The organism is Shewanella saliphila, assembly GCF_014648295.1.
GTDB classification, from domain to species: Bacteria; Pseudomonadota; Gammaproteobacteria; order Enterobacterales; family Shewanellaceae; genus Shewanella; species Shewanella saliphila.
The window spans coordinates 250421-271055 of the sequence record NZ_BMQV01000001.1; the positions used below are offsets into that span (position 1 = coordinate 250421).

The window sequence follows — 20635 nt, forward strand, 5'->3', positions numbered from 1 at the left end:
TTATCTGGTCAGGCAGCAAACCAACTTTTGCTGTATAAAGAACCATAAAACATCTGAACGGATGACATAATTAATGTGGTGGAAATAGTGATTCTGCGGATAAAAAAAGATGACCATGTGGTCATCTTTTTATTGTCATTTTACTGAGTAAACCGACTGTTTAAGACACTTTCTCAGTGGCCTCACAATCAATATTAATCTCACCGTCTTTAACATCAATGTGCGCAATGCCGCCACGCTCAAGGACCCCAAATAAAATCTCATCCGCTAATGGACGTTTGATTAATTCGGTCACCACCCGCGACATAGGACGAGCACCCATTGACTTATCATAGCCTTTCTCGGCTAACAAGGTACGAGCTTCATCACTCACTTCTAAGGTGACTCGTTTATCATCTAGCTGCGCTTGAAGCTCTACTAAGAACTTATCTACCACTTTAGCGATGACTGTCATGTCTAGGTGATTAAACCAGACAATTGAATCTAAACGGTTACGGAACTCAGGTGAAAATACTTTGTTGATTTCCGCTAACGCATCTTGAGTATGATCTTGCTGCTGGAAACCAATCGACTTACGAATCGTCTCCTGCACACCGGCATTGGTGGTCATTACCAAGGTGACGTTTCTAAAGTCAGCTTTGCGGCCATTATTGTCGGTTAATGTACCGTGATCCATGACTTGTAAAAGTAAGTTGAACACATCTGGATGCGCCTTCTCAATTTCATCAAGTAGAACCACGCAATGTGGATTTTTAATCACAGCATCTGTTAACAACCCGCCTTGGTCATAACCCACATACCCTGGAGGCGCGCCAATGAGGCGTGACACAGTGTGGCGTTCCATATACTCAGACATATCAAAACGGATAAGCTTCAAGTTTAAACACGAAGCAAGCTGGCTGGTGACCTCTGTTTTACCCACACCAGTCGGACCGGCAAACATAAAACTACCCACAGGTCTTTTTTCTGAACCTAAACCACTGCGCGACAAACGGATGGCAGCACTAAGGCTCTCAATCGCTTTATCCTGACCAAACACCACCATCTTAAGATTACGTTCAAGATTACGTAACATATCCTTGTCAGTCGACGATACCGACTTCTCAGGAATACGCGCCAATTTAGCAATAATCGCTTCGATTTCAGGCTGGCCAATGGTTTTTTTGCGTTTACTTTGCGGCATCATCACCATTCGAGCACCCGCCTCGTCAATCACATCAATGGCTTTGTCAGGTAAGTGACGGTCATTAATGTGCTTCGCCGACAAGCTAGCAGCGCTGCTGATGGCGGCTTGGGTATAACGCACACCGTGATATTCTTCGTATTTTGACTTAAGTCCCATCAAAATCTTGGTGGTTTCAGCCACTGACGGCTCATTAATATCAATTTTTTGGAATCGACGCGCTAACGCGCGGTCCTTCTCAAAAATACTTTGATACTCCTGGAAAGTCGTTGAGCCCATGCAACGTAACTTGCCACTCGATAACAAGGGTTTTAATAAGTTAGAGGCGTCCATAACACCGCCAGACGCTGCACCTGCACCAATGATGGTATGAATTTCATCAATAAATAAAATGGCATGTTCGTCTGCAGACAATTCTTTTAATAAGCTTTTAAAGCGCTTTTCAAAGTCGCCACGGTATTTGGTGCCGGCCAATAATGAACCTAAATCTAACGAGTACACGGTGGCATCAGCCATCACATCAGGCACTTGCTCTGTAACGATGCGATAGGCTAAGCCTTCAGCAATCGCCGTTTTACCCACGCCCGCTTCGCCGACCAACAATGGATTATTTTTACGGCGACGACATAAGGTTTGAATAGCGCGTTCAATTTCAGCATCACGGCCAATTAATGGATCAATGGTGCCGTCTTTAGCAAGCTGATTAAGATTAGAGGCAAACTGCGCTAACATGCTGCGCTCTTCGCTATTTTCAGATTGATCTTCGATGCGCTCTTGATCCGACGATTCGCCAGATTCTTCATCTTTGCTCATGCCGTGGGAAATAAAATTAACCACATCTAAACGAGTAATTTCGCTACGACGTAATAAATACACGGCTTGTGATTCTTGTTCACTAAAGATAGCCACCAGCACATTCGCGCCGGTCACTTCGTTACGACCAGATGATTGCACATGAAAAACAGCCCGTTGAAGTACTCGCTGAAACCCTAATGTCGGTTGGGTTTCACGCTCTTCTGGTGACTCGGCAATGATAGGTGTGGTTTGTTGAATGAAATTAGCCACTTCTTCACGAAGACGATTAACATCCGCACCGCAGGCAATTAACGCCTCATACGCGGCTGGATTATCAATAAGCGCTAATAATAAATGTTCTACCGTCATGTATTCATGACGTGAATCTCTAGCTTGCTGAAACGCTAGGTTCAAGGTGACTTCCAGATCTTTGTTCAGCATAAGCACCCCCTAAATTTAACCACAGACTGTAAGAAAACGATTTTTTTATGCTTTCTCTAATGTACACAGTAACGGATGTTGGTTTTCTCTTGCAAACTGATTTACTTGAAAAACTTTAGTTTCGGCGATCCCAAATGGGAAAACCCCACACAATCCTTTGCCCTGGTGATGTATCGCTAACATGATATCAACAGCTTGCTGCTCATTTTTCTCAAAGAAGCGTTGTAATACTTCAACCACAAAATCCATCGGGGTGTAATCATCATTGTTTAGCACCACTTTATACATATGGGGTGGTTGTAGCTCAGATTCAACCTTTTCTTCGGTATGTTCTACACTGCCTAATTTAGCCATTGTTTAATACTAGCCTCTCGTTTGGTTCCCGACCACTTGATATTATTAAATTAATTAAATGTTGTCTTTTTGTTAATTTATGCTTGACATCTTTTCGTACAAATTTCATTCTATTTATTAGGCGGCGAATACTAGACCGCTGGATAATAAGTTTTACTATCTTACTGGTAAGTAGACAACAGAAGGAAGTGGAAGTATGGCAAACGGAACTGTAAAGTGGTTCAACAACGCCAAAGGATTCGGGTTTATTTGCCCAGATCAGGGTGGCGAGGATGTATTTGCGCACTATTCAACTATCGAAATGGAAGGTTATCGTACCTTAAAAGCAGGTCAACCTGTGTGCTTCGAAGTTGAAGAAGGTCCTAAAGGAATGCATACTTCAGCCATCTCACCTACAAAATAGTAGGTAGAGACTATAAAACAAAAAGACAGGGATTTTAATCCCTGTCTTTTTTATTGCCTAAAAATAAAGCATAAACTTGTTATTAATAAGGGCACAGCTTCAAATTCAAACTCAATTCAAAGTAATGCCCCATTAATTAATAAGCAAATTAACCAATAAATTTATTCAATGTTGCACTTGGGCGCATGGCTTTTTCAGCTTTAGCGGCATCTAAACGGTAGTAACCGCCTAAATCAACGGCTGGGCCTTGTGAACCATTTAGCTCTGCTAAAATAACCGTCTCATTGGCTGCTAACGATTGTGCCAAAGGTGCAAAATGTTCAGCTAATTGCGCATCTGCGGTTTGGTTAACAAGTGCATTCGCCCAGTAAAGACCAAGGTAGAAGTGGCTACCACGGTTGTCTAACTCACCGACACGACGCGAAGGCGACTTGTTGCTGTCTAAGAACTCACCAATCGCGACATCTAAGGTATCGGCCAGTACTTGTGCTTTAGGGTTGTTCGCCGTTTGGCTTAAGTGCTCTAAAGAAGCTGCAAGTGCTAAAAACTCACCTAAAGAATCCCAACGTAAGTGACCTTCTTTTTCTACCTGTTGAACATGCTTAGGTGCACTACCACCCGCGCCTGTTTCAAATAATCCGCCGCCATTCATTAACGGCACGATAGATAGCATTTTAGCACTTGTGCCTAATTCAAGAATTGGGAACAAATCGGTTAGGTAGTCACGTAATACGTTGCCGGTAACAGAAATGGTATCTTCGCCTTTAATGATACGCTCTAAAGTAACACGCGTTGCATCAACAGGAGACATGATTTGAATATCTAGGCCTGAAGTATCTTCTTCTGCGAGGTATTTAGTCACTTTTTTGATTAACTCAGCATCGTGTGCACGAGCACTGTCTAACCAGAAAATAGCAGGTGTGTTGCTTAAACGTGAACGTCTAACCGCAAGCTTAACCCAGTCAAGAATAGGTGCATCTTTAACTTGGCACATACGGTAAATATCGCCAGCTTCAACCTTGTGGCTCATTAATACATCGCCAGCTTGGTTAATCACATTGACAGTACCGGCAGCGCCAATTTCAAATGTTTTGTCGTGGCTACCGTATTCTTCAGCTTTTTGAGCCATAAGACCCACGTTTGGCACACTGCCCATTGTGGTTGGATCAAACGCACCGTGTTTTTTACAAAATGCGATAGTCTCTTGATAAACACCAGCATAACAACGATCTGGGATCATGGCTTTAGTATCTTGTAGCTGACCGTCTGGCCCCCACATTTTTCCAGATGAACGAATAGCCGCTGGCATAGACGCATCAATGATGATGTCACTTGGTACGTGTAAGTTAGTGATACCTTTATCAGAATCAACCATTGCTAGGGCTGGGCGAGCAGCATAAACAGCTGCGATATCAGCTTCGATTTCGCTACGTTTTGCTTCAGGAAGCGTACTAATTTTAGCGTAAACGTCACCAAAGCCATTGTTAACATCGACACCGAGTTCAGCAAATAGCTCGCCATACTTGTCAAATACATCTTTAAAGAACACTTTAACAGCGTGACCAAATAAAATAGGGTCAGACACTTTCATCATGGTGGCTTTTAAGTGAAGTGATAATAAAACATCTTCAGACTTAGCCGCTTCAATTTCGCGAGCATAAAAATCAACTAACGCTTTCTTGCTCATCACCGATGAGTCAATCACTTCTTCAGCCAGTAATGCTAGGCCGCTTTTAAGCACAACTTCTTTGCCATCATCTTGGGTTAATACGATATTCACTTTGTCTGCAGCGGGTAAAGTGACAGATTGCTCGCTACCGTAAAAGTCACCTTCATTCATGTGCGCAACATGAGACTGTGAATCACTTGCCCATTTACCCATTGAATGTGGGTTTTTCTTGGCATAGTTTTTAACTGACGTTGGCGCACGACGATCTGAGTTACCTTCACGTAATACTGGGTTTACCGCACTGCCTTTAATTTTGTCATAACGCGATTGAGTTTCTCTTTCTGCGTCAGTTTTAGGCTCATCAGGGTAGTTAGGGATGTCATAGCCTTTGGCTTGTAGTTCAGCAATACACGCTTTTAGCTGTGGAATTGACGCACTGATATTAGGCAACTTAATGATGTTAGCTTCTGGCTGATTAGCCAATTCGCCTAACTCAGTTAATGCATCAGCAATTTTCTGTTCAGCAGTTAATTTTTCAGGGAAGTTAGCAATAACACGACCTGACAAAGAAATATCGCGAGTTTCTACTTTTACGCCAGCAGCGTCTGTAAAGTTACGGATAATAGGTAATAAAGACAGTGTAGCAAGGGCTGGAGCTTCATCAGTTTCTGTGTATATGATCGTTGGAGTGTTATCTTTCATTATATTTCCTACATTATTGTAAATTAATAACTTATTAGAATAAATTGTATAAGCATTTGATGGGCTTTGGTGGATAACACTCACGCGAGCGAACCTTGATTTGCAACGAGGGCTCACATCCAATGTGAACACTGTATGTGAAATCCCCTATCCCATTTTTTATTATATTTTTTCCACATTGCAACGGTATATTTTGCTAAAAACACACCATAAGCAGTGATAAATTAGGTACAGATCACAATTTTTAGGCGGACATCATAGATCATTCTTGGCAATTTTCAAATTCCACTAAGGGCGAATACACAGTAAACTGACATAAAAGATGTTAATTCTTATTACAAACCCTTTATTACAAACCCCCTTAAACGACGAAGGATAATATCCAAACCTTTATGGCAAACTCAGGTAAATTCAGTTCATTTAAAAAAACGGCTGCCAAAAATAGCCGTCCCTTGTCGCAAACGTCTAAGTCTACACACGCGGGCAAAACAACTCGACGTAAAAGCCCAGCGAAACCACCTGTCGAAAACCTCATTATCGTGTTGTTTAATAAACCGTTTGACGTGCTTTGCCAATTTACCGATGAATCAGGTCGCCAAACACTAAAAGACTTTATCCCCATTAGTGACGTGTACGCCGCCGGACGATTAGACCGAGACAGCGAAGGCTTATTACTGCTCACTAACGATGGTCAACTGCAAGCTAAGTTAACGCAGCCAAATAAAAAAACCTTTAAAACCTATTGGGTGCAAGTCGAAGGTGAGCCAACAGAAGACGCTATAAATGCATTACGCAATGGGATCGAACTTAAAGACGGAATGACTCTACCTGCAAAGGTAAAAATAATGGACTCACCCGCTATTTGGCCCCGAGTACCGCCAGTACGAGAGCGAAAATCAATAGCCACTACCTGGCTTGAAGTGCAAATCTGTGAAGGTCGAAATCGTCAAGTCAGACGCATGACTGCCCATGTAGGCCACCCAACCTTAAGATTAATCCGTTATAAAATAGGTCAATGGTGTCTAGATGATTTACAAAATGGTCAATACAAACAAATCAGCCAACGCTAACCGTTAATCATAAATAACATTAGCGATACACGCATAAGGGATTAAATAAATGACTCAACGTTATAAACCCAATACCACTGTCGCCTGTGTTGTGTACAGCCAGGGTAAGTTTTTACTGGTTGAAGAAATGATTAATGGCCGGGTTAAATTTAATCAGCCCGCAGGACATTTAGAAGCCAATGAGTCACTTATTGATGCCTGCTCACGGGAGGTATTAGAAGAAACGGGACTGGCCATTGTACCGCAAGCCATTGTGGGGATTTATCAATTTAGTGCCAGTGATGAACTCGCGTTTGTACGATATACCTTCTGCATTACTCTAGAGCGACCTATTGAGGCCACGCCACTCGATAGCGCCATTACCCGAACTCATTGGTTATCTCGCAAACAAATTAGTGAGTTAGGCGATCAATTACGCAGCCCGCTCGTGCTCAAAAGTATTGATGATTATATACAACAAGCCGGATTGTTAGACCAATCCCCTCCGGCAACCAGAGATTTAACGCCCAAAAGCAATACAAAACCGAGTCCGCACCATTTACCATTATCTTTACTTAATGCGGATTATTTGCACACGTGTTAGCTCAGTTTTAGCCCTATATTGACTGTCCTTCAAGATAGCCCAGCGCTCGAATGCGTGGTAGAATATGCGCCGCACAAATGCAATGTTTACTCGATAAGATAAGGTTTATCTCTCTTTTACTTTATTTTTGACCTTGTTTAACGGCTTTCAAGCTCAGTCAATTGTTATCATTACCTTGAAACCGTAAACAGACACCACCATATACATACTCTCTATATTCAATGGTTTTAGGATTTATGACATCAATCACCCCAACTTCTAATGGTAAAAAAGTCATTGTCGGCATGTCCGGCGGTGTAGATTCTTCTGTTTCGGCCTATTTGCTTATCCAGCAAGGTTACGAGGTTGAAGGTCTATTTATGAAGAACTGGGAAGAAGACGACACCGACGAATATTGCGCTGCTGCCGATGATTTAAAAGATGCGCAAGCGGTATGTGACAAGCTTGGCATTAAAATGCACACCGTCAACTTTGCCGCCGAATACTGGGACAACGTGTTCGAGTACTTCTTAGCTGAATACAAAGCAGGCCGTACGCCTAACCCAGACATCATGTGCAACAAAGAAATTAAATTCAAAGCATTCTTAGAATTTGCTGACGAAATTTTAGACGCCGATTATATCGCTATGGGCCATTATGTTCGTCGTCGCGACAACAGCGATGGCAGCGTTGAAATGCTTCGTGGTGTTGATGGCAATAAAGATCAAAGCTACTTCTTATATACCTTAAGCCATGAGCAAGTGGCGCGCAGTTTATTTCCTGTCGGTGAGCTTGAAAAACACGAAGTGCGTGAGATTGCCAAAAAAATGGGCTTAATCACTCACGACAAAAAAGACAGTACCGGCATTTGTTTTATTGGCGAGCGTAAATTTACTGACTTTCTTGCCACTTATTTACCGGCGCAACCGGGTGACATTGAAACCGCTGAAGGCGAAGTCATTGGTACTCATCAAGGCTTGATGTATCACACTCTAGGCCAACGTAAAGGCCTAGGGATTGGCGGCTTAAAGAACAGCAACGAAGACCCGTGGTACGTAGTCGAAAAAGATTTACTGCGTAATGTGCTCGTGGTTGCACAAGGTGCAAACCATCCTCGCCTTATGTCACAGGGCATGACCGTTAAGCAACTGCATTGGGTTGATCGTAAAGGCCCTGCCAATAACAGTCACATCACCGTAAAAACGCGTTACCGTCAACGCGATGTGGCCTGTACGTTAGTCTACACAGACCCTGATAATATTACCGTGACATTCGATGAACCTGTTGCCGCAGTCACGCCAGGCCAATCAGCGGTGTTTTATGATGGTGAAATTTGTTTAGGCGGCGGCATTATCGATACCTTAGTCCGAGGATAAATCGTGAGTCAAACTCCAGAGAGTCTGCTGTTCGAACGCACAATGGCATTTGCCGGTATTTTACAGGCAATTGGCCAGGTTCAGTATTTAGCGCGCCACGGTGAAAGCGATAAAGAAGCGTTGGCAGCAACATTAAATACCATCTTAGTCACCGAGCCCGAAGCCACTGCCGATGTGTACCAAGACAAAAGCATACTAAATAAAGGCTATCAGTTAATTCAAAACCAACTGGGCGATGGCAGCAATAAAGATGTCGAAACCACCCGCTACTTAGTCGGTGTATTAGCGCTAGAGCGCAAACTGGCTCGTTCGGCAAACGGCTTAGGCATGCTTGCTGAGCGCATTAACCAAATACACCGCCAATTAAATCACTTTGAAATCACCGATGAGCAAGTTATTGCTAACTTTGCCAGTACTTATAGTGATGTCATTAGTGAACTTGGGCCTAAATTGCAAATATCAGGCAACCCAGAATGCTTAAAGCAGCCCATCGTACAACATAAAATTCGAGCCCTACTGCTTGCAGCCATGCGCAGCGCAGTATTATGGCGCCAATTAGGCGGCAAACGTCGCCATTTAGTGTTTGCCCGAAGAGCGATATTTGATACCGCTAAAAAAAGCCAAAATAACAATTAATCGATTCACCCTACAACAAAGTTCATCAAGGAGCTTCAAATGGATCTTTCCGCACTAACTGCTATCTCTCCGGTAGACGGTCGTTATGGTAGTAAAACCGCCTCATTAAGAGGGATTTTCAGCGAGTTCGGTCTTACTAAGTACCGTGTTCAAGTTGAAATTAACTGGTTAAAGCTATTATCTAGCTGCCCAGAGATTGAAGAAGTTCCCCCATTTAGTGAAACCGCCCTTGCCTTGTTAGACAGCATCAAAAATAACTTTAACGAGGAAGACGCACTGCGCGTTAAAACCATCGAAAGCACCACCAACCACGATGTAAAAGCGGTTGAATATTTCATTAAAGAACAAATTGCCGATAACGCTGAGCTTGTTGCGATTGACGAATTTGTACACTTTGCCTGTACCTCTGAAGACATTAACAACTTATCACACGGCTTAATGCTAAAAGAAGCGCGTGAGTTAGTATTAGTGCCGCAATGTCAGCAAATTATCGATGCCATTAAAAAGCTCGCTCATGACAATAAAAGCGTACCGTTAATGTCGCGCACCCATGGTCAGCCAGCATCACCGTCAACCTTAGGCAAAGAAATGGCCAACGTTGCCGTGCGTCTTGAGCGCCAATTAAACCAAATCAATGCTGTTGAGATTATGGGTAAAATTAACGGTGCTGTCGGTAACTACAACGCTCACATCTCTGCCTACCCAGAAGTTAACTGGCATGAGCTGTCACAACGTTTCGTGACCAGCCTTGGCATTAACTGGAACGCTTACACCACGCAAATTGAGCCGCATGACTACATTGCTGAATTATTTGATGCAATTGCGCGTTTCAACACGATTTTAATTGATTTTGACCGTGATATTTGGGGTTACATTGCATTAGGTCACTTTAAGCAGCGCACCATAGCAGGTGAAATTGGTTCATCAACCATGCCGCATAAAGTCAACCCAATCGACTTTGAAAACTCTGAAGGTAACCTCGGTATCGCCAACGCATTAATGCAGCATTTAGCCGCTAAATTACCGGTATCAAGATGGCAACGTGACTTAACTGACTCAACGGTTTTACGTAACCTTGGTGTCGGTATGGCACACTCGCTTATTGCTTACCAAGCCACGCTAAAAGGCATTAGCAAATTAGAAGTGAATCAAGCACAGCTGCTTGCCGAGCTTGATAAAAACTGGGAAGTATTGGCTGAACCAGTACAAACAGTGATGCGTCGTTACGGCATCGAAAAGCCGTATGAAAAACTTAAAGAACTGACACGTGGTAAGCGTATTGATGCGCAGCAACTTGCTGTATTTATCGATGGCCTTGAATTGCCAGCACACGTCAAAGTTGAACTGAAAAAAATGACTCCAGCAAATTACATCGGCCGTGCAGAAGCCTTTGTTGACGAGCTAAAATAGTCATTTAATCGACATAAGCTAATCTTGGCGGTCGCATCTGTGACCGCTTTTTATTGGATTTACCACTCTCCATCTGAGGTCAATGATGTACACATTAAATATTGATACCCAAGCCTTTATTAAACAGCATTGGCAGCAGAAACCCCTTGTAATCAAACAGGCATTTGTTGATTTTGAAGACCCAATTGCTGCAGACGAACTGGCAGGCCTCGCATGCGAAGAAGAGATTTCATCGCGCGTGGTTGTCACCAAAGGTGATGATTGGGACGTGGTACAAGGTCCATTTGAAGACTACGACCAATTTGGCGAAGATAACTGGCAGTTATTAGTGCAGGCCGTTAACCATTGGTATCCCGCATCGCAGCCATTAGTTGAAGCATTTCGCTTTTTACCCGACTGGCGTTTTGATGACTTAATGGTGTCGTTTGCCACTCCGGGCGGCGGCGTAGGACCACATATCGACAACTATGATGTGTTCATTATTCAAGGTGAAGGTGAACGTCGCTGGAAAGTCGGTGACAAAGGCCTACATAAACGTCGTGGTGGCAATGAAAACTCACCTTTAGTTGACGATTTTGAACCGATTATTGATGTGGTATTGCAAAAAGGAGATGTGTTGTACATTCCTCCAGGTTATCCGCATTGCGGCGAAACCGTGACTTTAGCCATGTCCTACTCCATTGGATTTAGAGCGCCGAGCCAACAAGAATTATTAACTGAATTAGCCGACAGCCTTATCGACAACAATTTAGGCAATAAACGCTTTACCTCCACCGATGAGCCAACTGCGCCTGGGGTAATCAGCCAAACGCATCAACAAGGCATCATGGATTTATTGGTGCAACTTGCTCAAGATCCTCAAGCATACCAAACCATGCTAGGAAAATTATTAAGTCAAAACAGATTTGAACTGGATGTTTGTGAAGATGAAGAACCATTAAGCAATGATGACTTAATTGATGCCATTGAGCAAGACGCGATTATTCAGCGCATTGGTGGCTTAAAGGTGTTACGCCTTGAACAAGACAGCCAGTCGCGGTTATTTATTAATGGTGAAGAGTACCCACTAGCACAGGCAAGCGAAGCGGTATTACAGCTGTTTGCCAACAATGTCAGCATTATGCCTGAGCAAGCCAGTGAACTGGTTGAACAGCCCGTATTACTTGAGCTATTAACCCAACTGGTTAATCAAGGTTTGTATTACCTCGCTGAAGACGAATGCTAAATTTAAAGTCATTGCGCGTTAATAAGCGATGACGCAGGTTAAGATAAACAAAAAGGCACCTGGGTGCCTTTTTTGTTATTTGCGCTGTTGAGGTATTAACCCCAAAGTTTTTCATCTTGATGCATTCTGTGCAGGCTTTCTGCACGTGACACTAATAATTGGGCAAATTTTCGTTGAGTCTCATCTCTGGTAGCGCCTGATTGATGTAGGTTTTCAGCTTTAAGCTGCCACATCATTGAAAAATGACGAATGGCATCTCGTGCTGTAGCCGCCACTTTAACGTCAACATAATCAGATGGTAAGTCACCCGACATCACCCAAAAGGTTTGTTTTTTAGGCTGCTTAGATTCCATTTTCCAAATGGCTAAATAAGGCGCTAGATAGCGACTTTCACTGGCCAGTACGTTACTTGGGATCACGCCTTTTTCAGCCAAAAAGCGATTGGCTTTTTGAAACTGAGTACGCACCCACTCTTGTCTTAAGGCTTCTTGGTCTACTGTTGGCTCAGTGACATTCTCTGCAACTTCTTCAGTCATAATACTTCCTATCTTATTGTTATTTTTCAGGTTAGAACAATAATTAACCTAAAATTCAATCTCAAAAACAATGATGCAACATAAGTTACTTTACGTTTACGTAAAGTGGCAAGCTAAATTTCCACATCAATCACAAAAATAACTAAATCATGCTTTGTTGAGAGTAGCGCTAAATGCTATCGTGCTGCAATAAATTTAACAAGCAGTCGTTTGTACCTAATAGATTCTATTCCCTAGGTACGTTACTTTACTTTTACACACAGCAAGCGGAGATTACACGTGACAGTATTTAATCATGTTTCGTTCGATGAACACGAACAAGTGGTATTTTGTCATGACAAGCAAAGTGGCTTAAAAGCCATTATCGCAGTCCACAACACTAACCTTGGTCCAGCCGTTGGCGGTTGCCGTATGTGGAACTATCAATCGGATGATGAAGCGTTAACGGATGTATTGCGTCTCTCGCGTGGTATGACCTATAAAAATGCACTAGCAGGCCTAAGCATGGGTGGCGGTAAAGCCGTGATCATCGCCGATCCTAAAACCACTGACCGCGAAGCATTATTTTTAGCCTTTGGCCGCTTTGTGAATAGCTTAGGTGGTAAATACTATTCAGCAGAAGATGTTGGCGTATCAACATCTGACATCATGATTGCCAGCCGCGAAACTGAATTTGTTGCCGGCATGGAAGGCAAATCAGGCGACCCATCGCCATTAACCGCGTTAGGCACTTATTTAGGCATTAAAGCGGCTGTTAAACATCAGCGTGGTGTAGACAGCCTAAAAGGAATTAAAGTCTCGGTACAGGGCGTTGGGCACGTAGGTTATTACCTGTGTAAGCATTTACACGAAGAAGGTGCAGAGCTGATTGTAACTGACATTCACCAATCATCACTTGACCGTGTGGCCGCCGAATTTGGTGCCACAGTAGTTGCCCCACAAGACATCTATACTCAAGATGTCGATGTATATGCACCTTGTGCCTTAGGCGCCACAATTAATGACGTCACCCTGCCACTATTAAAAGCCACTATCGTTGCCGGTTGTGCCAATAACCAGTTAGCAGAGGTGCGCCACGGCGAAAAACTCAAGCAAATGGGCATTTTGTACGCGCCAGATTATGTGATTAACGCGGGCGGGATTATTAACGTGTCATTTGAGAAAAACTATGACGCTGCAGCATCTAAGGCCAAAGTTGAGCAAATCTATCATACGCTATTAACTATTTTTAGCCGTGCAGATGCAGAGAATCGCACCACGGGTTCGGTTGCAGACGAAATGGCTAAAGCCATTATTGATGCGGCACAATAATCGCCACGGCTGTGTGCCAGACTGGCCCCATCGATACATTGCTAAATAAGGAAATGCCTATGCATTTCCTTTTTTTATTGGCTAACACTTTAATCAAGTTGCAATAAATCGTTCACCTTAGCGTCAAATAACAGCCTTACCCTGAATCAACACTGACATAATCTGTGTATTAGGGTGAACGACAGATGATTTCACACAGTAAAAGTAATCAGCAACGCCAATCTTTATCCCACTTAACCCACAAAGCAAAAATCCAGCATTTTCATGCTATGTGGATATCAGACGTTCACCTTGGCAGCATTGACTGTAAAGCCGAATTTTTACTGCATTTTTTAAACCACAGCCAAAGTGATTATCTGTACCTTGTGGGTGATATTGTCGATGTATGGGCACTTAAAAAAAGAGTCTACTGGCCAGACAGTCATAAAAAAGTCATCAAAAAAATCCTAGAGCTTGCCAGTAACGGCACTCAGGTCGTGTTTATTCCGGGTAACCATGACGAAGCATTTAAAGCCTATGCTGACAGTCACTTTAGAGGTGTCACCTTAGCAAAACAACATATTCATGAGTCCATTACGGGCAAACGCTTTTTAATGCTTCATGGCGATCAATTTGACTCGCAAGTGTGTGTTAGTCGTGTTTATGCCAAATTAGGCGATCATTTATACGATGTGTTGCTGTGGCTAAACCGACAATTGCATGCAATAAGAAGCACCATGGGCTATCCCTATTGGTCGTTGGCCAGTTACATCAAACTTAGAGTCAATAAAGCCCAACAAGCCATTAATCAATATCGTGATGCTGTATTGCGTTACGCCGCGAAAAAACAGGTCGACATGGTGGTGTGCGGCCATATTCACCAGCCTGAACTTTCAGAGCACAGCATGAATCAACAACCACTGATTTACGCCAACGACGGGGATTGGGTTGAAAACTGCACCTTGATTGCAGAAACCCTGGAAGGCGATGTGCAGCTGCTTAAATGGAACGAGCAAACTCTACAAGCTGAAACCGTCAGTAATATTCAATTTGCTCGTCAAGATGACAACAAAACCACACATCAAAAACAGCACGTTGCATAAAAGGATAAGATTATGATATTTACAGTCGATAATGTCGTGGAGCAAAATCTACCAAATGTGCACAACAGGCCGTGGTTAGCAACGCCCACTAAAGCCATGTTGCGTTATTTACTCCACGAGAAACAATGTAACGACATTGCCAATGAATATGCGCATTTATCTGGCGTGGATTTTGTCGAACAAATCTTAGCCTGTTTAAACTTTACTTACAGTGTGCCCAATAACGAAGTTGAAAATATCCCACACGAAGGCCGCGTGGTGATATACGCTAATCACCCAATAGGTTCACTCGATGCCCTCGCCCTTATAAAGCTTATCAGCCAGGTTCGCCCAGACATCAAAGTAGTCGCCAATGAATTATTAATGGCCATTAAACCGTTGCATTCCATCCTATTACCTGTGCGTAATATGACCGGCGGCACACCCAAGCAACATCTAGATGAAATACATCGGCATTTAAAAAGTGAAGGAGCTGTACTGATATTCCCGTCGGGCGAAGTGTCACGTTTACGTCCCTCAGGTGTCACCGATTTACATTGGCACAGTGGCTTTTTAAAAATGGCTCGTGCCTGTAATGCGCCCCTATTACCTATTTTCGTAGACGCAAAAAACTCAGCCACGTTTTATGGCGCTTCAATGCTCTATAAACCGTTAGCAACGTTATTATTAGTCAAAGAAATGTTTAAGCAAGTCAACCAAGTCATGCCAATTCGTATTGGGCAGTTGATCGCCAAAGAAGTGGTTAACACCCAGGAGTTTCCCTTAAAAACAAAAGTAAAACTGCTTAAAAACCATTTATACCGAATAGGCAAAAATCGGAGCCCGTTATTTACGACCCAAAATGCAATTGCTCACCCGGAGAAACGCAGTGAACTGCAAAGTGCGTTAACACAATGCGAATTACTCGGGCAAACCCAAGACAACAAACAAATCTATCTGTACAAGCATCAACACAGTAGCGCCATCATGCGTGAAATCGGTCGATTACGAGAAATTGCTTTTCGTGCTGTGGGCGAAGGCACAGGTAAGCGCCGTGACACCGATAAATACGACAACCACTACTTACACTTAGTGTTATGGGACAAAGATGACTTAGAAATCGTCGGAGCATACCGTTTTGTCAGCGCTAAGGTGTTACATGAAAACGTTGGCGAAAATTCACTCTACAGCCAGTCGTTATTTGATTACAAAGACGCCTTTACCCCTTATTTCGATCAAGGATTAGAACTTGGCCGCAGCTTTGTACAGCCCAAATATTGGGGCCGACGCAGTTTAGAATACCTTTGGCAAGGCATTGGTGCGTTTTTAGTTAAGCATCCTCAATATCGCTATTTATTTGGCCCAGTATCGTTAAGCGATAGCCTGCCGTTACAGGCAAAAGAAATGATAGTGTTTTTCTACCAGCATCACTTTGCAACAGATAAAGTATTAGCTAGCTCATTTAATTCATATCAATTTACGCCTGAAAAAATAGCCCAATTACAACTCTTGTTTAACGGCAGCGACTACGCCGAGAACTTTAAAATACTTAAACGGACATTAGCAAATATGGCTGTATCTGTACCGACGTTATTTAAACAATATGGTGAATTGTGCGACAACCAAGGCGTAAAATTTTTAGACTTTGGTATCGACCCTGAATTTGGTGATTGCATTGATGGTTTAGTCTTGGTAGATGTTCACCAACTTAAACCCATTAAATATCAAAAATACCTCGCAGGCCATTTACCACAAGGCCAAATTGCCTCTTGAACATGAATCCAATGGATTGTTTCGATGCGGTTATAAATCGTTAAATGATTGTTACGCTATTATTTATCTGATATAAAAAGATAAATGAGTGGAGAATCACCTATGACAATATCGACAGAGACAACAGATCAGACAACAAGTGACACAACTGCAGTATCACATCGTCATATCAGCGTGGCCGATATCATGATCACTCGCGTTGTGACTATCGAAATGGATGATCGCTTGTCATTAGCAAAAGAAATTTTCGATAATGTCAGCTTTCACCACTTACTGGTTATCGATGAAGACAGTCACTTGACAGGTATTTTATCGCACCGCGACTTTTTAAGTGCGTTAAGCCCCAATATTGGCACCGCAGCAGAACTCATTCGTGATACTGAAACCTTACAAAAGCGGGTTCATCAAGTAATGAGTCACAACCCTTTAACGATTGCCCCCCATTGTGACATCAACCTCGCGACTCAACTAATTTTAGACAATAACATTGGCTGCCTTCCGGTATTAGAAAATAACAATATTGTCGGTATTATTACTTGGAAAGATTTACTCAAGGCCTATTACAACGCTTAACTCAAGCCAAACTGATTAAGATTACACACTTATCCAGCACAAGTATGATGCTAGACCAATGAGTGTGCTGCTTGCCAAACACCTTAGCCATAACTTCCCGACCCATAACTTCCCTATCCAATCCCCCTTATTTTGCAACTAAAAATATAAAAATAAATATTTCCATAGCCAGCAATGACATAGGTTAAATTCTTAAATTGTTCATATTTGTGTGCTGGAAAATGTCACATAGCTCTGCTTTTATTAATGTTAATAAGGAAATAAAAACCAACTGGAATGAGCTTAAGCTTACAGCGTTTGTATCGGTAAATTGTGCAGTTATCATATGAAAGGATGAACATTATGATTAAATTTTCTTACCTTCTCAATCAAGACAACATTGAGTTACAAGCAAGCAATTGGTGTGGTTTAGAGCGCGTCTTTATTAATGGTAAGGTCGTGTCGCGTAAATTTAACTTTGGCTTACAGAGCATGCATGATGTGTTGCTCGATAACGGTAAAAAGTGCCGTTTTCAACTCATAACCGATCCACAAACCTCGTTAATATCGTGCAGAATATACAAACAAAACCAACTGGTGACCATTTTGAAGCAAGGTAAAAAACAGCTACAAAAAAGCCAGTTCATGATTGAATCTGGCTTTGTGATTGTGTGCGTAGGAATGTTGAGTATGTATTTATTAAGCTAATTCACGACTCATTAACCTCTTTATTAACCTAGGGTAAAGTCTAAACGCACAGTTGAAGTGCCCTTGGTTGGCTTACCATCAACAAATTTAGGCGCGTAACGCCACTGGGTCAGCGCCTCAATTGACTCTTTCTCAAACTGACTGCCTCCTTTAGAGTCAAGCACTTGTGGTGATTGTACAAAACCTTGCTCATCAACAGTAAATTGTAATTTGACCCAACCACTTTTACCCCGTTTTGCATAAGACATAGGGTAATCTGGTGGTGTTCTAAATAAAGGCGTTTGCTCTTGTTGCTCATTCCACGGCGTCATTTTACCAATGGCAATACAATGCTCAGTGGCTTGATCATCCTGGCCTCGTTTTTGATAAATATCAACGAGCAAGGCATGAGCACGCAGCTCATGTGGGTGGCTATAAGGCAATGCTTGATATTGTTTTATCACTTCAACTAAAGCATCCGTCGCTTTAGTGTGCTTACCCATAGCCTCATTTAATGCCCCATAAAGATAAGTCGCATTAACACGTTTTATTGCGTTTTCTGGTAGCTTTTTGACATAAATATCATAAGCGTCAAAAGCGAAATTTCTCACCGTGCGAGTATAAAACTCCGTACTCTTTAGACGATAAAACGCCATAGTTTTCACTTCAGCTACAGTGAGTTCATTATCCGCCTCTTGGGCAATATCAATCGCCTCAAATAACACTTTTTTGGCATAAGCATCATCTGCGGTGGTTTCTGCTAAGCCTACAAGTGGATCAATTAAGGCAATATCATTTTCAGGCAATTTTTGACGGTACACGGCTAAAGCTGACTCAAATAATTGTTGCGCTTTTATCACCTGTTCATCTTGAATCACCCGGCCATTATTGTTCTGCTTTGACTGCGCAACAATGGCATTAGCCCAATTCATCGCTAATTTGGCACTATCAATGCTGTCTGCGCCGAATTTAACTTCGCCAAGTTCGTAAGCTTGTTGGGCATAGGTGATGATATCGGCTTGGTTATTAGCCTCAACAGCATTGTTATATTGTTGGTAAGCTTGCGAGAACCCCGCTGTTTCTGTTGGTGCAGCATAAGCTATTTGGCTAACAAAAATACTGATAATCGATAAACGCAACAGTTTATTCATTGGTATTAATTCCTTTTGTATTATTCCTTTGTTCAAGCATTGTCTGAGCAATTTTATGACTCAAGTCTCGTAACTGAACATTAATGTAATCAATTTGTTGCCATATGTCGAGTATGCGTCAAACTCAAACTAAGCTTTTATAAATCTGAGTATTTATAATTAGTTAAATACTTATTACGCAGGAGAGCCAATGTCAGCCATTGTTAAATTGCTCCATGCCATGCTCTCGAGTTTTAAAGATCTTATTCCGATTATCTTGGTTGTCAGTTTTTTCGAAATATTTGTCCTACATCAAGCGCCAGCTGAGCTTGGGTCAATATTAATCGGCTTGGTGTTTATTGTACTAGGACTGACATTTTTTGTATTTGGTTTAGAAATGGGCTTGTTTCCCATTGGTGAGTCATTAGCAGAAGCATTAGCACGAAAAGGCAGTGTATTTTGGTTAGTGATATTCTCGTTCTCATTAGGATTTGGCACCACATTAGCTGAACCTGCGCTAACAGCCGTAGCCAATGAAGCGGCTCAAGTCGCCGCTAATACGGGTGCGATTGAGGCTAATAAGCTGGCCATGAATTCTTATGCTATGGGACTGCGTATCACGGTTGCAATTTCGGTAGGTTTAGCCATTTTACTTGGCGTGATCCGTATTCTTAAGGGTTGGCCTATTCATTACATCATCATTGGTGGTTATGTAGTTGTGATGATCCTTACCAGCTTTGCCCCTGCCAATATTATTGGTATTGCCTACGATTCAGGTGGCGTCACTACATCAACCATTACCGTGCCTTTGGTAACAGCATTAGGAGTCGGCCTTGCCAGTGTGATTAAAGGCCGAAACCCAATGTTAGATGGCTTTGGCCTCATTGCTTTTGCCAGCCTTAGCCCAATGATTTTTGTATTGATTTACGGCATGGTGTTTTTAAATTGATTAAGCGCAGTAGCACAACGACACACTACGAGGAGTGCACTTGTTTAATGAACTGATCGGCACTTTATTACTGACCGCTCGTGATGTTATCCCCATTGCAGTGATTTTGTTTGGCTTTCAACTTGGCGTACTCAAACGCCCTGTCACCCAATGGCGCAAAGTGTTACTGGGTTTTGTCTACGTGATTATAGGGTTAACCTTTTTCTTAGTCGGTTTACAACTCGCACTGTTTCCTATTGGCGAAAGCATGGCAAACCAATTAACCACCAGCGAGTTTTTACACCCCGATGGCAGCAAAGCACCATTTATTTGGCAGGATTATTTTTGGGTATATGTGTTTGCCGCCGCGATTGGTTTTAGTACCACCATTGCCGAGCCGTCACTGATTGCGGTAGCGATTAAAGCAAATCAAGTATCTGCTGGTACCATTGGTATTCAAGGTTTACGCATTTCGGTCGCATTGGGTGTGGCTATTGGGATTACCTTAGGCTGCTTTCGTATTGTGGTTGGCGATCCCATCCATTACTACATTATGGCAGGTTACGTCATCGTGGTTATCCAAACCTTTTATGCGCCTAAAATGATTGTACCTCTGGCATATGACTCAGGTGGCGTGACCACATCAACCGTAACCGTACCTTTGGTTGCGGCATTGGGCCTTGGGCTTGCCACCAACGTTGAAGGCCGAAATCCACTCATTGACGGCTTTGGCTTAATCACCTTTGCCAGTTTATTTCCGATGATCACCGTAATGGGTTATGCCCAAATCGTTGACTATTTATCCAAACGTAAAGCGATTAAGGAGTAATC

The 20635-nt window shown here is 42.6% G+C and carries 19 protein-coding genes; 14 read left to right on the top strand and 5 right to left on the bottom strand.

Translation table 11 applies throughout. From position 1 onward, the window contains the following. Positions 1 to 160: 160 nt before the first annotated feature. Positions 161 to 2419 (bottom strand): ATP-dependent Clp protease ATP-binding subunit ClpA, encoded by a 2259-nt coding sequence (gene clpA, locus IEY48_RS01040; protein ID WP_188916471.1) that lies wholly within the window; start codon positions 2417 to 2419, stop codon positions 161 to 163. A gap of 45 nt (positions 2420 to 2464) precedes the next feature. Next, positions 2465 to 2773, bottom strand: coding sequence for an ATP-dependent Clp protease adapter ClpS (gene clpS / locus IEY48_RS01045; protein WP_160052899.1), 309 nt, complete (start codon positions 2771 to 2773; stop codon positions 2465 to 2467). A gap of 196 nt (positions 2774 to 2969) precedes the next feature. Here clpS and cspD point away from each other — a divergent pair, with 196 nt between their 5' ends. Beyond that, the gene (gene cspD / locus IEY48_RS01050; RefSeq protein WP_188916472.1) at positions 2970 to 3176 is read left to right on the top strand and encodes a cold shock domain-containing protein CspD; all 207 of its coding nucleotides are present in this window, start codon (positions 2970 to 2972) and stop codon (positions 3174 to 3176) included. A gap of 148 nt (positions 3177 to 3324) precedes the next feature. Here cspD and IEY48_RS01055 read toward each other — a convergent pair whose 3' ends face one another. After that, positions 3325 to 5547, bottom strand: coding sequence for an NADP-dependent isocitrate dehydrogenase (locus IEY48_RS01055; RefSeq protein WP_188916473.1), 2223 nt, complete (start codon positions 5545 to 5547; stop codon positions 3325 to 3327). A gap of 392 nt (positions 5548 to 5939) precedes the next feature. Between IEY48_RS01055 and rluE the strand changes: the two genes are divergently transcribed. The 6 genes from rluE (at position 5940) to IEY48_RS01085 (ending at position 11826) form a co-directional block, all read left to right on the top strand. Then, positions 5940 to 6617, top strand: a complete 678-nt coding sequence (gene rluE, locus IEY48_RS01060; protein ID WP_188916474.1) for a 23S rRNA pseudouridine(2457) synthase RluE — start codon at positions 5940 to 5942, stop codon at positions 6615 to 6617. Positions 6618 to 6666: 49 nt separating this feature from the next. Then, entirely contained in the window at positions 6667 to 7200 is a 534-nt protein-coding gene (locus IEY48_RS01065; RefSeq protein ID WP_188916475.1) for an NUDIX hydrolase, read from the top strand. Positions 7201 to 7436: 236 nt separating this feature from the next. Continuing rightward, positions 7437 to 8555 carry a tRNA 2-thiouridine(34) synthase MnmA gene (gene mnmA, locus IEY48_RS01070; protein WP_188916476.1) on the top strand — a complete coding sequence of 373 codons (1119 nt, stop codon included), beginning with the start codon at positions 7437 to 7439 and terminating at the stop codon, positions 8553 to 8555. A 3-nt stretch (positions 8556 to 8558) separates the two neighbouring features. After that, entirely contained in the window at positions 8559 to 9191 is a 633-nt protein-coding gene (hflD, locus tag IEY48_RS01075) for a high frequency lysogenization protein HflD (RefSeq protein ID WP_268244292.1), read from the top strand. Between the two features lie 39 nt (positions 9192 to 9230). Continuing rightward, positions 9231 to 10601 (top strand): adenylosuccinate lyase, encoded by a 1371-nt coding sequence (purB, locus tag IEY48_RS01080; RefSeq protein ID WP_188916477.1) that lies wholly within the window; start codon positions 9231 to 9233, stop codon positions 10599 to 10601. Positions 10602 to 10686: 85 nt separating this feature from the next. After that, positions 10687 to 11826, top strand: coding sequence for a ribosomal protein uL16 3-hydroxylase (locus IEY48_RS01085; RefSeq protein WP_188916623.1), 1140 nt, complete (start codon positions 10687 to 10689; stop codon positions 11824 to 11826). A 95-nt stretch (positions 11827 to 11921) separates the two neighbouring features. Here IEY48_RS01085 and IEY48_RS01090 read toward each other — a convergent pair whose 3' ends face one another. Further along, positions 11922 to 12362: a DUF4826 family protein gene (locus IEY48_RS01090; RefSeq protein ID WP_188916478.1), complete on the bottom strand. Its 441-nt coding sequence runs from the start codon at positions 12360 to 12362 to the stop codon at positions 11922 to 11924. Positions 12363 to 12641: 279 nt separating this feature from the next. Here IEY48_RS01090 and IEY48_RS01095 point away from each other — a divergent pair, with 279 nt between their 5' ends. The 5 genes from IEY48_RS01095 (at position 12642) to IEY48_RS01115 (ending at position 17767) form a co-directional block, all read left to right on the top strand. Then, on the top strand, positions 12642 to 13673 hold the full coding sequence (locus IEY48_RS01095; protein WP_188916479.1) for a Glu/Leu/Phe/Val dehydrogenase dimerization domain-containing protein: 1032 nt from the start codon (positions 12642 to 12644) through the stop codon (positions 13671 to 13673). 185 nt (positions 13674 to 13858) lie between these two features. Next, positions 13859 to 14755 (top strand): UDP-2,3-diacylglucosamine diphosphatase, encoded by an 897-nt coding sequence (locus tag IEY48_RS01100; protein ID WP_188916480.1) that lies wholly within the window; start codon positions 13859 to 13861, stop codon positions 14753 to 14755. A gap of 12 nt (positions 14756 to 14767) precedes the next feature. Then, positions 14768 to 16507, top strand: coding sequence for a bifunctional ornithine lipid synthase OlsF (olsF, locus tag IEY48_RS01105; RefSeq protein WP_188916481.1), 1740 nt, complete (start codon positions 14768 to 14770; stop codon positions 16505 to 16507). A gap of 186 nt (positions 16508 to 16693) precedes the next feature. Next, complete coding sequence (locus IEY48_RS01110) at positions 16694 to 17080, top strand: CBS domain-containing protein (protein ID WP_229786288.1); 387 nt, start codon at positions 16694 to 16696, stop codon at positions 17078 to 17080. Between the two features lie 342 nt (positions 17081 to 17422). After that, on the top strand, positions 17423 to 17767 hold the full coding sequence (locus IEY48_RS01115; RefSeq protein ID WP_188916483.1) for a hypothetical protein: 345 nt from the start codon (positions 17423 to 17425) through the stop codon (positions 17765 to 17767). Positions 17768 to 17790: 23 nt separating this feature from the next. Here IEY48_RS01115 and IEY48_RS01120 read toward each other — a convergent pair whose 3' ends face one another. Next, positions 17791 to 18897 (bottom strand): energy transducer TonB, encoded by a 1107-nt coding sequence (locus IEY48_RS01120; protein WP_188916484.1) that lies wholly within the window; start codon positions 18895 to 18897, stop codon positions 17791 to 17793. A gap of 190 nt (positions 18898 to 19087) precedes the next feature. On the opposite strand from IEY48_RS01120, the gene IEY48_RS01125 reads away from it, so the two are divergent. Together IEY48_RS01125 and IEY48_RS01130 are read left to right on the top strand one after the other, a co-directional pair. Beyond that, on the top strand, positions 19088 to 19825 hold the full coding sequence (locus tag IEY48_RS01125; RefSeq protein ID WP_188916485.1) for a DUF1538 domain-containing protein: 738 nt from the start codon (positions 19088 to 19090) through the stop codon (positions 19823 to 19825). Between the two features lie 40 nt (positions 19826 to 19865). Then, positions 19866 to 20633: a DUF1538 domain-containing protein gene (locus IEY48_RS01130; protein WP_283106162.1), complete on the top strand. Its 768-nt coding sequence runs from the start codon at positions 19866 to 19868 to the stop codon at positions 20631 to 20633. The last annotated feature ends 2 nt before the right edge of the window (positions 20634 to 20635 follow it).

Coding starts and splice junctions, on each gene's coding strand:
- IEY48_RS01110 (WP_229786288.1), top strand. CDS start 16,694: ATGATCACTCGCGTTGTGACTATCGAAATGGATGATCGCTTGTCATTA.
- IEY48_RS01100 (WP_188916480.1), top strand. CDS start 13,859: ATGATTTCACACAGTAAAAGTAATCAGCAACGCCAATCTTTATCCCAC.
- IEY48_RS01055 (WP_188916473.1), bottom strand. CDS start 5,547: ATGAAAGATAACACTCCAACGATCATATACACAGAAACTGATGAAGCT.
- IEY48_RS01125 (WP_188916485.1), top strand. CDS start 19,088: ATGTCAGCCATTGTTAAATTGCTCCATGCCATGCTCTCGAGTTTTAAA.
- IEY48_RS01115 (WP_188916483.1), top strand. CDS start 17,423: ATGATTAAATTTTCTTACCTTCTCAATCAAGACAACATTGAGTTACAA.
- rluE (WP_188916474.1), top strand. CDS start 5,940: ATGGCAAACTCAGGTAAATTCAGTTCATTTAAAAAAACGGCTGCCAAA.
- cspD (WP_188916472.1), top strand. CDS start 2,970: ATGGCAAACGGAACTGTAAAGTGGTTCAACAACGCCAAAGGATTCGGG.
- IEY48_RS01120 (WP_188916484.1), bottom strand. CDS start 18,897: ATGAATAAACTGTTGCGTTTATCGATTATCAGTATTTTTGTTAGCCAA.
- IEY48_RS01065 (WP_188916475.1), top strand. CDS start 6,667: ATGACTCAACGTTATAAACCCAATACCACTGTCGCCTGTGTTGTGTAC.
- olsF (WP_188916481.1), top strand. CDS start 14,768: ATGATATTTACAGTCGATAATGTCGTGGAGCAAAATCTACCAAATGTG.
- purB (WP_188916477.1), top strand. CDS start 9,231: ATGGATCTTTCCGCACTAACTGCTATCTCTCCGGTAGACGGTCGTTAT.
- IEY48_RS01090 (WP_188916478.1), bottom strand. CDS start 12,362: ATGACTGAAGAAGTTGCAGAGAATGTCACTGAGCCAACAGTAGACCAA.
- clpA (WP_188916471.1), bottom strand. CDS start 2,419: ATGCTGAACAAAGATCTGGAAGTCACCTTGAACCTAGCGTTTCAGCAA.
- mnmA (WP_188916476.1), top strand. CDS start 7,437: ATGACATCAATCACCCCAACTTCTAATGGTAAAAAAGTCATTGTCGGC.
- clpS (WP_160052899.1), bottom strand. CDS start 2,773: ATGGCTAAATTAGGCAGTGTAGAACATACCGAAGAAAAGGTTGAATCT.
- IEY48_RS01085 (WP_188916623.1), top strand. CDS start 10,687: ATGTACACATTAAATATTGATACCCAAGCCTTTATTAAACAGCATTGG.